Annotated in this window: 8 protein-coding genes and 1 pseudogene; all 9 read left to right on the top strand. The window is 68.8% G+C overall.

The features are described 5' to 3' along the window. Positions 1-1,324: 1,324 nt before the first annotated feature. Entirely contained in the window at positions 1,325-4,168 is a 2,844-nt protein-coding gene (locus tag IE239_RS40535; protein ID WP_190154457.1) for an ATP-binding protein, read from the top strand. A 47-nt stretch (positions 4,169-4,215) separates the two neighbouring features. Then, positions 4,216-7,110 carry a helix-turn-helix transcriptional regulator gene (locus IE239_RS40530; RefSeq protein ID WP_308435459.1) on the top strand — a complete coding sequence of 965 codons (2,895 nt, stop codon included), beginning with the start codon at positions 4,216-4,218 and terminating at the stop codon, positions 7,108-7,110. A 78-nt stretch (positions 7,111-7,188) separates the two neighbouring features. Then, a complete protein-coding gene (locus tag IE239_RS40525; protein ID WP_229878774.1) occupies positions 7,189-7,944 on the top strand; it encodes an alpha/beta hydrolase in 756 nt (251 codons plus the stop codon). A 234-nt stretch (positions 7,945-8,178) separates the two neighbouring features. Next, positions 8,179-9,432 (top strand): sugar ABC transporter substrate-binding protein, encoded by a 1,254-nt coding sequence (locus IE239_RS40520; RefSeq protein ID WP_190154456.1) that lies wholly within the window; start codon positions 8,179-8,181, stop codon positions 9,430-9,432. 1 nt (position 9,433) lies between these two features. Next, positions 9,434-10,327 (top strand): carbohydrate ABC transporter permease, encoded by an 894-nt coding sequence (locus IE239_RS40515; RefSeq protein ID WP_229878775.1) that lies wholly within the window; start codon positions 9,434-9,436, stop codon positions 10,325-10,327. Between the two features lie 11 nt (positions 10,328-10,338). Then, a complete protein-coding gene (locus IE239_RS40510; RefSeq protein ID WP_229878773.1) occupies positions 10,339-11,154 on the top strand; it encodes a carbohydrate ABC transporter permease in 816 nt (271 codons plus the stop codon). Positions 11,155-11,265: 111 nt separating this feature from the next. Beyond that, positions 11,266-12,252: a helix-turn-helix domain-containing protein gene (locus IE239_RS40505; RefSeq protein ID WP_190154454.1), complete on the top strand. Its 987-nt coding sequence runs from the start codon at positions 11,266-11,268 to the stop codon at positions 12,250-12,252. A 187-nt stretch (positions 12,253-12,439) separates the two neighbouring features. Next, positions 12,440-12,832 carry an SsgA family sporulation/cell division regulator gene (locus tag IE239_RS40500; protein ID WP_229878772.1) on the top strand — a complete coding sequence of 131 codons (393 nt, stop codon included), beginning with the start codon at positions 12,440-12,442 and terminating at the stop codon, positions 12,830-12,832. A 701-nt stretch (positions 12,833-13,533) separates the two neighbouring features. Next, positions 13,534-13,904 (top strand): annotated as a pseudogene (locus IE239_RS40495) (transposase); the annotation flags it as partial. Positions 13,905-14,491 lie beyond the last annotated feature (587 nt).

Genomic DNA, 14,491 nt, shown 5'->3' with positions numbered 1-14,491 from the left:
CGCACATCTGCCACTACGCGCTGACCGGTCACCGGCCTACGCGCCCAGCGGAAGTCGCGATCCGGCCCTGGATGAAGTGGACGACGTGGTGGACCAGTGGCGGGAGTCGTCCGGCACCCAGCGGCGTGATTGCAGTGCCTCAGGGAGCCACGGCCAAGCCTGAGACCTTCGTGGCCAAAGGGCCGTGGCGCAACTCCTCGGGGTTACGGGACAACCCTTAGCAGGTCACAGCATCATCGCCCCCACACAAGCGCAGGTCAGAAAGTTGCGCTAGCTGTACCACTGGTTCCTGGCGAATGCGGTGGTGTGAGGCATGGCGTTGGGCTCCTGTCTTTGGGTCGTGGCGACATCGTCGTGACGGGCTGCAGGGGGCGCAATACGGCTTCCGTGTCACAGAAGGGTGCTTGGGAAAGCCCTGGTGAGAGTGGTGATGTGAGGCGTCGTGCTGCGGCCCGCCGACCATGGGGAGCGCCGCCGTGTCGTGTACCTGCGCTGTAGGTCGGTGTTGATCCGCGACCGTAGAATTATGGTGTATATCCGCATTGCTCATTGTCTGGCGTTTTTCCGGCGGGATGCGACTGGTGCAGCGGCAGAACTCGCATGGCTGCAGATCAAGGCTGGTCGTTGCCGCGGTGGGAGGGGGTCGGGGGCGAATTCGGGTCGAATGTGCCTTCCTCCCGCGTGTTGGGTGTGTTGTTGCAGGTCAACAGCATGATCAGGCGTCATGTGCCTGGTCGCGTGAGCGGCTGCCGACCCCGAGTGCAGAGGGGCGGATACCGGCCCGAACCGAAACCGGCCCTGCCGGAGCACCTTGTGATGCCTTGGGCCACTCCGTTGGTCGGAGACGGAGGCTGGGCGATGCAGCCCTTGATCCAACGGAATATTCGAGGGCTGCGTGTCCCAGGACGCCATCTTGCGAGTGTCCGAGGGAGGCGGGTCGTGTGCGTTCGGTCGGACCTGCCGATGCGGCTTGCGAAGCGGCGAGGCACGCGCGGTGAATGCCGACAACGTCGCGGCGGATGACGTCCACCCAGCACGGTCCGGCGCCCGTCACACGGCTCGGTCAACGTTCGGGGGCACGCTCCCGGGGGCTGGTGCTGCGCGGCGCTGACACTGCCTGGCGGCATTCCCTCGCTGTCGGTCCCTTACTCGGCGCGTTGCCCTCCGACCAGGTCCGGGCCCACTGCGGAGAAGGCAGGAGGTGCGGTCTCGCCTGAAGGTCGGAGCTGTTTCCCGGCGGCCGGGACATGGCAGACTGAAGGGGAACTCATCCGGTTCAACATCTTCTGTCGCCTCCGGGCCACTCACTCGTATAGGGCCCGACTTGGACCGTTCTCAGCAGCCGTTCCTCACTGACGTAGCCGGTGACGTACGGCCTCCCGTACGCGGCCGGGAAGAGGAGCTGGGTTTCATCGGCGCACGGTTCGACGTGCTGGCTCAGGGCCGTGGCGGCATCGTGTGTGTCGAAGGTGTGCCCGGCAGTGGCAAGAGCCGTCTCCTGGTGGAGGTACAGGTCGCTGCGGTGCGCCGTGGGCTGAGGGTGTTCCGGGGAGGCGGGGATCCCGATGGTCAGTTCGTTCCGCTCGGTCCGCTGCTGGACGGTCTGCTGACGGGCCCCGAGCCCTTGTTCGACATGGACAAGCTGCGGGGTCTCGCGGCGGCGCCCGAGCAGCGGTTCTGGCTGCTGCAGGAGTTGCAGGACCGGCTGGAAGAGGCGGCGCTCAGCACCCCGCTGGTCATCATCCTGGACGACGTCCAGTGGCTGGACGATGTGACGCTCCTCGCGCTGCGCACGCTCTCGGCCCGTCTGTCCTCCCACGCCATTCTGTGGCTGGTGGCCGTCCGCAGTGGCGCGAGGGCGGCCGGCGTGCGTATGACGTTGGACCGGCTTGATCAGTCCGGCGCCCATCGGCTCCGGCTCGGGCTGCTGGCCGACACCGCGGTTGCCCAGATCACGGAGGATGTGCTCGGGGCCCTTCCGGATCCGGCGACACTGAGCGTCGCCCGTCGTGCGGAAGGGGTGCCCCTGCTCTTGGTGGAGCTGCTCCGCAGCATGCGCGACGAACACTCGCTCGTCGTCGAGCATGGCGTGGCGCGTCTGACGGGCGGACGGCTTCCCGACCGTTTCCAGTCCTCCGTACGACAGCGTCTCGACCAGCTCTCCGAACCGACCCGGGAGATCGTGCAGGCCGCGTCCGCCGTCGGCCGCACGGTCACCGTCGACCTCCTGGCCGAACTGCTCGACAAGCCGACGGCAACGCTGATCGCACCGGTGGAGGAGGCTCTGCACGCGCATCTGCTCGTCGAACGGGACGACCGGTTGCTGTTCCGCCACGACCTGATCCGCGAAGCCGTGGAGGGCGGTCTGCCCGTGTCTGTACGCCGGGCTCTGCGACGGCATGCGGCGGACGTCCTGCTGCGGCGAGGGGCACCGTTGACCGAGGCGGCCGCCCTGATGCTGGACAGTGCGGGGCCGGGTGACCGCAGGGCCGTGGAGCTGCTGAGAGCCGCCGCGGCGGAACTCGCCACGTCCGCGCCGTCGTCAGCGGTGGAACTCAGCCGCCAGGCACTGGAACTCACCGCCGAGCAGGACCCGGACCGAGCGGCGATCATCGCCGAGACGATGCTGCTGCTCTGGCAGGCCGGACAGCCGGCCGAGGCCAGGGGACTTGCCGCTGTGGCCCTGCCCGGCAGCATGGAGCCGGAGGCCGAAGCACAGGTGCGGCTCGGCCTGGCGCGGGTGTCCGGTCAGTACGACTTCGCCGAGGCGGCCCAGCAGGCTGAGGCCGGAGCCGCTCTTCCCGGCATCCCGGCCTCGCTGCGGGCCCAGTTGCTCGCGCTGCGGTGCCTCGATCTGTCAATGGTGGGAGACTTCCAGGCGACCGCGCACGCCGTGACCGATGCCCTGGAGGCCGCCGCGCAGGCTCAGGACAAGGCCGCCGAGGCCACCGCGGTCGCCGTCGACTCGGTCGTGCAGTTCTACCGGATGGACTGGAGTGCCGCGTTCGAGTCCGCGGACCGGGCGTCGGCCCTGGCCCGCGAAGTCGGGTTCGCGCATTCGCTGTGGGTGCCGGAGGCCCTGTGGACGGCGTTCCTGCTGAACGCGGCGGGCCGCTCGGCGGAGGCGCTCGCCGAGTCCGAGGCCGGAGTGCGCGAGACCCAGCGCCAGGGCCAGGCCGCGGCCATGGGCTTGTGGATCATGAACAGGTCCAGGGTGCTGCTGGACGCGGGCCGCCTGGAGGACGCGCGGGCCGAGGCCGAGGCGGCGTCCGCGATGGCCGACGAACTGGGCATGGGCAACTTCGCCGACGCCACCGCCCTGTACACGCTGGTACGCGTCGCCCTGCACATGAACGACCTGGAGGCGGCGCGAGCTTACGCGACCGACGCGAAGCGGATGCTCAACGACCCGGCGATCCTCGTGCGCAACGTCGGCTCCTGGCTGCTGGCGCTGGTGGCGGACGCCGAGAACGATCCCGGCCGGGCCATGGCGCTGCTCGACGAATCCTTCGGGACGTTCGACCTGGACGGCCCCTCCCTGGCCAGCCCGGACGATCCGGCCGACGCACCCGTCTTCGTCCGCATGGCCCTGCGGGCGGGCGCACCGCGACGTGCCGCGGCCGCCGTCGCCGTGGCGGAGCGCCGGGCGGCCGCCAACCCGCGGTTCCCGATCCTCGCGGCGGCCGCGGCGCACGCCCGGGGACTGCTCGACAACGACCCCGTTCTCCTCGTGCGCTCCGCCGAGCTGTACGACGGTCTCTCCCGGCCGATTCCCCGGGCCTCGGCCCTCGAGGACACCGGGCGCAAGCTGGCCGCACGGCGCGGCGTCCACGGCGTACCCCATCTCGACCAGGCCCTCGACCTCTACATCCGGTCGGGTGCCGAGCGGGACGCCGCACGTGTCCGCCGTCGCCTGCGGGCCCTGGGGGCACACCGGCGCCGTACCACGTCCAAGGGCTCCGTCACGCAGTGGCCGGAGCTGACCGCCTCGGAGGTCGCGGTGATCCGCCTGGTGGCTCAGGGCCTGACGAACCGGCAGGCCGCCGAACGCCTCGCGATCTCACCGCACACCGTGAGCTCACACCTGCGGCACGCCTTCACCAAGCTCGACATCACCTCCCGGGTCGAACTCGCCCGCCTCGTGGACGCGCGCGAACACGGAGAGTGACTGCTTCGTATCCCACGACCTCCTGACGGTCGGTACGGACTCGTGTGATGCGCGCGTCCACGGTCCATTGGCACGATCGTCACCTCGGGGAAGGGGAACTGCTGCCGAGGTTGCTGTCACCCGTCAGCGCGGGGGTGAGCACGGCTCCGACAGGCGAGTACGGGCCGGAAGGGGTGTACGTGATGCGGTCAGGAGGTTTGCTGACCTGTAGCGGTCTGCGCGGCCGAGAGGCCGAACGCGAAGAACTGCAGGCCCTGATCGCCTCGGTGGCCCGCACCGGATGCGGCGGGTTGGCCCTGCTCCAGGGAGAACCGGGCATCGGCAAGACCACGCTGCTCGCCGAGGTCGTCACCATGGCCAGGGCAGCGGGATTCTCCGTCGGCCTCGGCAAGGCCGAGGAGCTGCACCGCATCGTGCCGCTCTCGTCGTTGGCGGCCTGCGTCCTGCACGGCGATCAGCCGCTGCTCTCCGGCGACGCCTTCGCGGATCTCGCACGTAATCAGGATCAGCGGATCTGGCTGGTGGAGCGCCTGGCGGAGGCGATCGAAGCCAGAGCGGGCAGTAAGCCGGTGCTGATCGCCCTCGACGACCTGCAGTGGGCCGACCCGCTGAGCCGGTTTGCCCTGAAGCAACTTCCCGCACGCCTGCGTACCTCGCCGGTTCTGTGGACGCTGGCCGGGCGACCGGATCCGGCTGGGCAGGCGGAAGAGATCGTTGCGTCCGCGGCCCGCGAACTCCCGACCGTTGCTGTGCCATTGGGACCGCTGTCCAGGGTGGCCATCCGTCAGCTGGCCGAAGACACCCTGGGGGCAGCCGTTGACGAGAGGGTACGGGACCTGCTCGACGGGGCCGGAGGAAACCCGTTTCTCGCGGTCGAGATGCTCGCGGGACTGGGTGGCACTGATTCCTCGGGTGATCTCGTGCCCTCGACGCTCGTGGTGGGTGTGCGCGGCAGACTCAGATCCCTGCAGGCCGGCACCCTGCGCTTCCTTCAGATGGGAGCCGTGCTGGGGCGCGGGTTCGGCTTCCACGCCGCCGCCGCGCTGTGCGGCCAATCGCCCGCCACGTTGATCCCGGCGCTTGAGGAGGCGCTGCACACCGGGCTTCTGGACGACGACGGCGACCAGTTGGTCTTCCGGCATGATCTGCTGCGCCAGGCCGTCTACGTCGACATCCCGCCGTCGGCCCGGAAGGCTCTGCACCGGGAGGCTGCCCGCCATCTTGTGGCCGCGGGCCATCGGCCGATCGACGCGGTGCCGCACGTCCTCAGGGGCGCCCTGCCCGGAGACGAGGAGGCTGTGGCGCTGCTGCGGCGAGCCGCTGAGGACGTGCTGCCGGTCACGCCGGACCTCGCGGCCGACCTCGTGACACGCGCCCTGGAACTGGCGCCGCCCGCCCGGCCGCTGTGGTTCGACGTAGGTGAGCAGGCCATCGTGTGCCTGACCCGGGCCGGCAGGAGCCGAGAAGCCTTGTCGACCGGAGACCGGCTGCTGGCCTGCCGCCCGCCGCTGGACGTGTTCAGTCGGCTGCAGGCCGCCCTCGGCGGAACGCTGTGGAGCATGGATCTCGCCGAGGAGCTGCGCCGCCGGGCGGAATCGGCCCTCGCCGTCACGGGCGCCGCTCCGCAGGCCGAGGCGAAGCTGACCGCCCTGCGAGCGCTGGCTCTGTCCCGGGGGGATGATCTGGTCGCGGCGCGTAAGGCCGGCGAGGCCGCGCTGCGTGCCGCCACCGCGGCCGGTGACCGGGAGGCACACGTCCTGGCTCTGTGCGGGCTCGGCGAGGTCGCGCAGAACGCGGGTGAGAGCGCCGTGGCGCTCGAGCGCTTCGCCGCGCTCAGCACCATCGATCCCGCCTTCCTTCCCGAAGAGATCGTCGCACACCTGCACATGGACGACTTCGCGTCGAGCGGACGGCTGCTTCTGCAGGCGGCGGACGACGCCGGGTCGATGCGGCAGGCCATGATGCTGTGGGCACAGGGCCAGCACGATCTGGGACTCGGCCGGCTCGACGACGCTGACGCAGGCTTCGCGACCATGGAGCGCCTGGAAGACGACGTGCAGGTACCGGTCCAGCAGGTGAACGCTCGCGTGATCCGCTCCCGGATCGCCCTGCTGCGCGGCGACCGGGAAACGGCACGGAAGCACCTGACCGCAGCGCAGGAACGACTGACGGTAAAACCGAACCCGGGCAACACGGCTGCGGTGCGCTTCCTGGAAGCCGTCCACGCGGAGACCGACGGGGACATCGAGCTTGCTGTCGACAAGATCCGACAGGTGCAGCAGGAAGGTTTCTTCATGCGCTGGCGCCTGTTGCGCGGATGGGTCGATTCCGCGATACGCACGGCCCTGTGCGGCGCGGACCACGCGCTCGCCGAGGACCTGGCCGCACAGGCCCGGGCCCACGCCGAAAGCAACCCTGGTGTGCCGACCGCCACGGGCATCGCGGCGCAGGCCCTCGGGCTCGTGAAAAATGACCCGTCCCTGCTGGAGGATTCTGTAGCGCTGCTCAAGGCGAGCCCCCGCCCACTGGCCCGCGCTGCCGCCTCCGCCGATCTCGGACGGGCACTCCTGGCAGCGGGGCGGAGACCTCAGGCAGTCGCGGCCCTGACGCAGGCCCATGATCTGTTCGCCGAGTCAGGCGCTCACGCGGCGGCGGCACGCCTGCAGCACGATCTGGACGGTGCGGGGGCCGGCAGCCGCAGGGCGGCGTGCATACAGCGCCCCGTCCAGGGATGGGGTGCTCTCACGGCCTCGGAGAAGAAGGTCGCGCGTCTGATCGCCGAGGGCCATACCAACCGGTCGGCGGCCGACCTGCTCGTCGTCTCACCGCACACGGTCAACACACACCTGACCTCAGCCTTCCGGAAGCTGACGGTCAACTCCCGGGTCCAGCTCGCCAACCTGGTCAGGGCCCTGCCTGATGCCGAGCCGACACGTCGATGAATTGGTACGTTCACGCGATGCCCCTCCAGGCCTGAACCCACTTTGCTGGGACGGCAAACCCAAACGGAGGGCACCGTCATGCCACCTGTCCCCCCACCGCCGACCATCGTGCTTGTGCATGGGGCATTCACCGACGCCTCATCCTGGGCAGGGGTCACCAGCCTCCTTCAGACCGCCGGTTCGACCGTGCGTGCTCCGGCGAACCCACTGCGCGGCCTGACGCAGGACGCTTCCTACCTCCGCAGCGTGGTGCGCGACATCGACGGCCCTGTCGTGCTGGTCGGCCACGGCTACGGCGGCGCCGTCATCACGCACGCCGCCACCGACGCCGACAACGTCCTGGCATTGTGCTACGTCGCAGCGTTCGGCCTCGATGCCGGCGAGTGCGTTCTGGACATCACGAGCCGGTTTCCCCCCATGCCGGTGGCCGACGCGACTTTCACCGCCGACTTTCCGGGGCAACTTCCCGGTCTCCCGAACAGCGAGCTCTACATCAGTGAGCGACGGTTCCCGCAGGTGTACGCCGCCGACCTGCCACCCCACGTGAAGAACGTGATGGCCGTGGCGCAGCGCCCGATCGCCCACGGTGCGCTGACCGGTAGATCGGGCCCGCCGGCCTGGGCGTCCAAGCCGTCCTGGTACGCCATCGCGACCGCCGACCGGATGCTGAACCCCACTGCTCAGCGCTTCATGGCCCAACGCATGGCGGCAACCGAGTACCTGCTGGACGGCTCGCACGCCGTCGCGCTTTCACAGCCCGACGCCGTGGTCGCGATGATCCGGGAAGCCGTCGAACAGGGCACCGGCCATGACGACAGGCACGGGCTTCGGTAACCCTTCTGAGCAGGTGAAAAAGGTGATCACACGACTTCGTGCATACGTGAGGCGCCGCCGCGTCCCGTGAAGTCGATCTTCCGAAAGGTCCGCAGTATCAACAGCCCAGGCGCCCTATAGCATGCATTCGCACGGAAGGTGCTGGTACAGGCCATCTTGACGGCAACCGCAGCGTCGGCTCACCCTTGCGACGCCGGCCCCGGTCCCAGACAGTCACTCGGTAAAGGCACCAAAATGATCTCACCGGCCGGATCGTCGGCGTGGCGGACAGCCGCCCGCCTGACCGCCGCCATCGCCTTGGTAGTGGCCGCCACAGGGTGCGGGGGCGCGACCGGCGCTGGGTCCGCCACGAGCAAGGTCACGTCCATCACGGCGCTCGACTACTACACCGACGAACCCGAACACAGCCAATGGGGCGAGACGCTCAGCGCCTGCGGCAGGACCGTCGGCGTAAAGGTCGAGCAGGCAAGCGTGCCGGGGGCGTCGCTGATCCCCAAGGTCCTGCAACAGGCGTCGTCGCGGACCCTTCCCGACCTGTTGATGCTGGACAACCCCGACCTTCAGCAGATCGCGCAGACCGGCGCGCTGACCCCGCTGGACCGGTACGGCATCGACTCCAGGGGCTTCGCCCAGGGCATCCTGTCTGCGGGCACGTACGAGGGAAAGGTGTACGGACTGGCGCCGTACGTCAGCACCGTCGCCCTCTTCTACAACAAGGACATGCTCGCCGAGGCCGGTGTCGCCGTCCCCGGGACCTGGGACGAGCTGAAGGCGGCGGCGGCCGAGCTGACCCGTCCAGGGCGCTACGGCATGGCGGTCGACGCGAACCCCACGTTCGAGAGTGCCTGGCAGTTCCTGCCCTTCCTGTGGTCCAACGGCGGGGAGGAGAGGCAACTGGACACCCCGCGGGCCGCACAGGCACTCCAGCTGTGGGTCGACCTGGTGAAGCGCGGATCCATGTCCAAGTCGGTACTGAACTGGACCCAGGCCGACGTCCACGACCAGTTCGTCGCCGGAAGGACCGCCATGATGATCAACGGCCCCTGGCGGATCCCGGCCCTGAACAAGGACAAAAACCTGCACTGGGGGGTGGCCCCCATCCCCGTCCCCCAGACGGGGCAGACCCCGGTCACCCCTCTCGGCGGGGAAGTATGGACAGTCCCGCAGAGCCCTTCCACGGCCCGCCGGGAGAAGGCCGCCCAGGTCCTCGCCTGCCTCAATGAACCCTCCAGCATGCTCGCCCTGGCCAAGCAGCACTTCACCGTCCCCTCCCGCTCCACGGTGGCCTCCCGGTACGCCGAACAGGTCCCGTCGATGGCCGCCTTCGTCAAGAGCGTGCAAGCGGCCCGCTCCCGTACCAGGGAGCTCGGCGTCAAGTGGCCCAAGGCGGCGACCGGGATATACACCGCGATCCAGTCCGCGCTGACGGGCGAGCAGACACCGGAGGAAGCCCTCAGGCATGCCCAGCAGACCGCGATCGGTGACTGACGTGGCCCGGGCACGTTTCCTGGAGCGTCTGGCCCAGTGGATGTACATCGCGCCCGCCGCGACATACCTGCTGCTGTTCTTCGGCTACCCGCTCGTCAAGAACCTCGTGATGAGTTTCCAGCAGTACACGATCACGACGTTCTACACGGGTGCCGCGCCGTTCGTGGGGATGGAGAACTACTCGAAGATCCTTTCATCGGACCTGTTCCCCAAGGCCCTGCTGACCACGTTCCTGTTCACCGCCGGCTCGGTCATCGGGCAGTTCGCACTCGGCCTGGCCTTCGCCCTGTTCTTCCAGCGCCGTTTCCCGCTCGGCGGCCTTCTGCGATCCCTGCTGCTGCTGCCGTGGCTACTGCCGCTGGTCGTCTCCGGAACCACGTGGAGGTGGCTGCTCGATCCCGACACCGGAGTCGCCAACGCAGCGCTGCGAGGCCTCCACCTCACGTCGTCCGGCGTCCCCTGGCTCACCGGCACGTCACAGGCGCTGGTTTCGGTGATCCTCGTCAACATCTGGGTCGGAATCCCCTTCAACACCGCGATCCTGTACGGCGGCCTGCAGGACATCCCCGCACACCTGTACGAAGCGGCGAAGCTGGACGGCGCCGGTTCGCTGGCATCGTTCCGCCATGTGACCTGGCCACTGCTGCGGCCCGCGGTGAGCGTCGTGCTGGTACTGGGTGCGGTCTACACGGTCAAGGTGCTCGACATCATCCTCGTAGTGACGGGCGGAGGACCGGCGGGCGCCACGGAGACCCTCGCCACCCAGTCCTACGAACTGTCCTTTCGGCAGTTCGAGTTCGGGCGCGGTGCCGCGATGAGCAACGTGCTCATCGTCCTCTCTCTCGCCTTCGCCGTCGTCCACCTGCGCGCCAGCCGTCGCGCCCAAAATGTCTGAGAGGTGAGCCCGTGAAGCGCGCACCCGGCCGTGGCTGGCCGTCCACCGTGGTCGGGATCGCCCTGCTCGCGCTGATGCTCTTTCCCGTCTACTGGATGGTGAACGCCTCCCTCCAGCCTGCGGGCAACACACTGCAGAGAACCTGGTTCCCCTCCCACCCGGACCTCAGTGGATACGTCACCGCACTGCGCGATCAGGGACGCAACCTCGTCACGAGCCTCGTCGTAGCCCTCGGCAGTGTCGTCCTCAGCCTGGGGCTTGCGGCGCCGGCGGCCTACGCGCTGACTCAGTTCCGTCTCCGCGGAGCCGATCTCGTGCTGTTCGGCATCCTGATCACCCAGATGGCGCCGGGCATCGCCGTGGCCAACGCGCTCTACGGTGCCTACAACGACCTGGGGCTGCTGAACTCCTACCTCGGACTGATCCTCGCCGACTCCACCGCCGGGGTCCCCTTCGCGATCATCATCATGCGCGCGTCCATGCGGAGCATTCCCGGAGAGATCATCGAAGCCGCGCGGGTGGACGGCGCCGGCAGGCTCCGCGTCTTCCGCTCCGTGGTGCTCCCGGTGAGCGCGAACGCGCTGATCACCGCTGCCGTCTTCACCTTCCTCTTCACCTGGAGCGACTTCCTCTTCGCTCTCACTCTGACCACCACAGAATCCGTTCGGCCGGTCACCCTGGGCATCTACCAGTACATCGGTGCCCACACGAATCAGTGGAACGCCATCACAGCCACCGCAGTCATGGCGTCCGTCCCCGCCGCCGTAATGCTCGTCGTCGCTCAGCGCTACGTAACCGACGGAGCCACCGATGGAGCCGCCAAGTGAGAGCAGCCTCCTTCCGTCGTGCGCCCCTGATCTAGCGGATTCACGCGATGTGCCGGCCTCGGCCCACTGACACGGTGTTCCAGAAAGCACACCGGTTGAAGGGCGGAGATCATGTCGCCGGATGTCCTGGAAAGAAGCGCACCCAGTAGCTTCCACACCACCGATTCGCTGCCCGTCGACCGCAGACGGGCCTACTGGCGCGAAGCCCTGTCCCAGACCTTCGGCGCCGTACACATGACCGTCCCCGACGAGGTGTACTCCGGCACGATCCGCACGGCACAGCTCGGCCGGCTCCAGGCGGTCACCGTGGACGGCGACTGCTTGACCGCCCTGCGTACGCGCCGACTTGTCGCCCAGGGCAGCGAACACGACTACGTGGTCGTCAAACTGCTGGACAGAGGAGTCGCCCGACTGGAGCAGGATGGCCGTGAAGCACTGCTCGGGCCGGGGGACATCTTCGTCTACGACATGGCGCGTCCCGTCCGGCTGAATCTTCCCCAGGCCTTCCGGACGAAGTCCCTCGTCCTGCCGCGAGACATCCTGGGCCTGAGCGAGTCCGACATGGCGCAGGTCACCGCCACTCCGCTCGGCACCGGCACGTCCCTCGGCGACCTGCTCTCGCCCTTTCTCGCCGGGCTCGTGGACGGTGCGGGAACCTACCCGCCACGTACCAGCGAACTGATGGCCCGCAACGTCGTCGATCTGCTCGGCGTCCTCGCCGACGAGGTGCTCGGCCGGTCGCACACGGACACGTCCACCGGGAACAGGGCACTGCTGCTGCGGATCCAGGCCTTCATCGACCGCCATCTCGCGGACCCTGACCTGACCCCGCGGGCCATCGCCCGAGCACACCACATATCCCTGCGCTACCTGCACAAGCTGTTCGAGAGTGAGAACGTCACCGTCGGCCGGTGGATCCAGCGGCGTCGCCTGGAGGAGTGCCGGCGAGACCTGACGCGCCACGGGAGCGGCTCCACGATCGCCGCAGTGGCCCATCGATGGGGTTTCACCAACGCCACACATTTCAGCCGTGTGTTCCGGACCGTTCACGGGATGTCCCCCCGTGAATGGCGTGAGAGCCGGGCCTCGGTGCCGTAGATCCCGTCACCCGCGCGGACCATCGATATGAGGTCCCGATGTCCGGTGCTTTCGCGTGTCATATTCCGTGCATTCCGCGAGCAGAGGCCCCCACTCTCGGATTTTAGGGTCATTCAAAGAGAATCTGCTCCTGAAGCCCTTGTTGGGGAATGAAATGAACCAGCCTCCACCGTCAGTCATAAGCATCGTGACAGTGCACATAAGCTTCCCGGACGGGCTGTCGGCCCCGCTGCCCGCGGAGCTGCACTACGACACGACCGACCCCTACGCCGTCCGGCTCTCCCTCGGCGCACCCCTGGACAGACCCGTGGACTGGGTGTTCGCCCGCTCGCTGCTCAGCGAAGGCCTGCGTCGGCCCACAGGTTCCGGGGATGTGCTGGTGATTCCCCGGCACCGCCGCCACCGGTACTCCGTGCGCATCGTCCTGAGGTCTCCCGCCGGTGCGGCGTTGATCGACATCGCGGAGTCAGAGGTCGCCTCGTTCCTGTGGCGGACGTTCTCTCTCGTGCCGCCGGGAACGGAGAACCTTCACATCGACATCGACCGTGCCCTCGCCGAGTTCACCGGCAGGCGGGACTGAAACTCACGGAGTCAGCGCCAGTGCGGGGGCGTAGCTGCCGGGGCCCTGAGAGATACACGCTGACCGGGGTGGTCAGGTGTCTGAAGGTCGCGTCCATGACGAGGACAACCCCCACGCCCGCTCGATGTCGAGGCGCTCTTCCCGGAACTGGCAGCCTTCCGGGGGACGACGACTCGGCTCCGTCCGTGGCCGGGCAGACCAGACCTGTCGGCCAGTTCCGTGGGCGGTCTCATGCTGTGGCCGGCGGACGAGCCGCAGCCGGTGTGCGACGAGGCCCACGGCTGTCGGCGTGGGCGGCGCCCGGCCGACATCCGCCGCTATCGGCAGGTTCTGGCTCCCACCTGGACCCGCGAACGGGCCTCCGGACCGACGGACGACGAACGGGAGCTCCTGAAGCGAGCTGCACCGGGAGCACCGGATCCCGGGGCATCCGAGACCGATCCACTGCCGGTGATCGGCCTCGTGCAGCTGTACCAGCGGTATGTGCGCGACCTGCGGCAGGGCCGGGCGAGTGCTATCCGCTTCGAATGTTCTGGCGTCCCTTCGACGCGCCCGGCCCGGGCCGGCCCGACCTCTTCACCTGCGCTGACGGCGGTCGTGGGAGGTCGGCGAGGCGCTCACCGCGCCGCCGCAGCCGCCGTCTGTCGGGTCCGACGGCTTCGTGCCCGAACCCTGCGTACCGCACCCGGAGCAAGTGGCCGATGCCCGGCCTTGGCGTCAGGTCCGGAGCCCGCATCCTCATCGACGTCCGTGACGGCACCGGCCTCCCGACCGCCGCCCACCTGGCCTCCTGCGCGGGCCTGGCTCCCGCGACCAGGAGTTCAGGATCCTCGATACGCGGTGAACGGCCTTCCCGACGCGGCAACGAGCAACGGAAGCGGGCCTTCTTCCTGTCGTCTTCGCCGTCCCCGCCCACCCGGCATCGAGGGCCTACTACGACAAGAGAATCGCCCGGGGCAAACACCACACCCAGGCCCTGCTCTGCCTCGCCCGCAGTCGGGCCGACGTGCTCTTTGCGATGCTCCGCGACGGGACCTTCTACGAACCGCAGCCGGCGTCCGTGGTCAGCTGACCGGCGGTTCAGCCAAGAGAACAACCCGATCGGCTTCCACATCGAACCCGAGCACCGGATGCCCGCAATCACCCTCCGGATCCATCGGTACCGGCTTGCCCAGCCGTCGCCCGATCGCCCGCTGGAAGCCGCAGAACACATCGAGTCGCTAGGCTCGTGACCTGCAACGTCGGACGCAGGGTGCTGTATGCACGGTGAGCACATCGGCGGTGCACTGACGGAAATGCGCCGCCGGTCGGCCGGTTCTACGGTGATGGCATCCGCACAGGGCGAGCAGATGCCGTATCCGAGACCGTGATCCCGGTGACCCCGGTGCTGGAACCCGCGGCGACGGCCGACCCGTTCCACCTGTTCGCCCCGCCCCCGTCCAAGGCCGGTCGACGGGTTGCCGAGGAAGGTCGGACCGGCAGTGTCCGGCGGGCCTCCCCCCCCGCACAAGCCGCCGCGGCTCCGGTGCTCCGGCCGTGGCCCTCACCACAGGAAGCACGCCATGAGTGATTCGAAGAAGGTCCTGTCCGATCTGGTCCTGTCCGCCTCGACGGAGCACGCGCCGCTCGACGCCCCCTGGGACGCGATCGACATCGCCG

Origin of the sequence: Streptomyces humidus (assembly GCF_014649655.1) — a bacterium.
GTDB lineage: Bacteria > Actinomycetota > Actinomycetes > Streptomycetales > Streptomycetaceae > Streptomyces > Streptomyces humidus.
The sequence above is the reverse complement of the archived record's forward strand: the minus strand, read 5'-3'. Positions and strand labels throughout refer to the sequence as shown.

Excerpts from the sequence above, each read along its gene's own strand:
- IE239_RS40525 (WP_229878774.1), top strand. The coding sequence starts at position 7,189 with ATGCCACCTGTCCCCCCACCGCCGACCATCGTGCTTGTGCATGGGGCA.
- IE239_RS40520 (WP_190154456.1), top strand. The coding sequence starts at position 8,179 with ATGATCTCACCGGCCGGATCGTCGGCGTGGCGGACAGCCGCCCGCCTG.
- IE239_RS40530 (WP_308435459.1), top strand. The coding sequence starts at position 4,216 with ATGCGCGCGTCCACGGTCCATTGGCACGATCGTCACCTCGGGGAAGGG.
- IE239_RS40505 (WP_190154454.1), top strand. The coding sequence starts at position 11,266 with ATGTCGCCGGATGTCCTGGAAAGAAGCGCACCCAGTAGCTTCCACACC.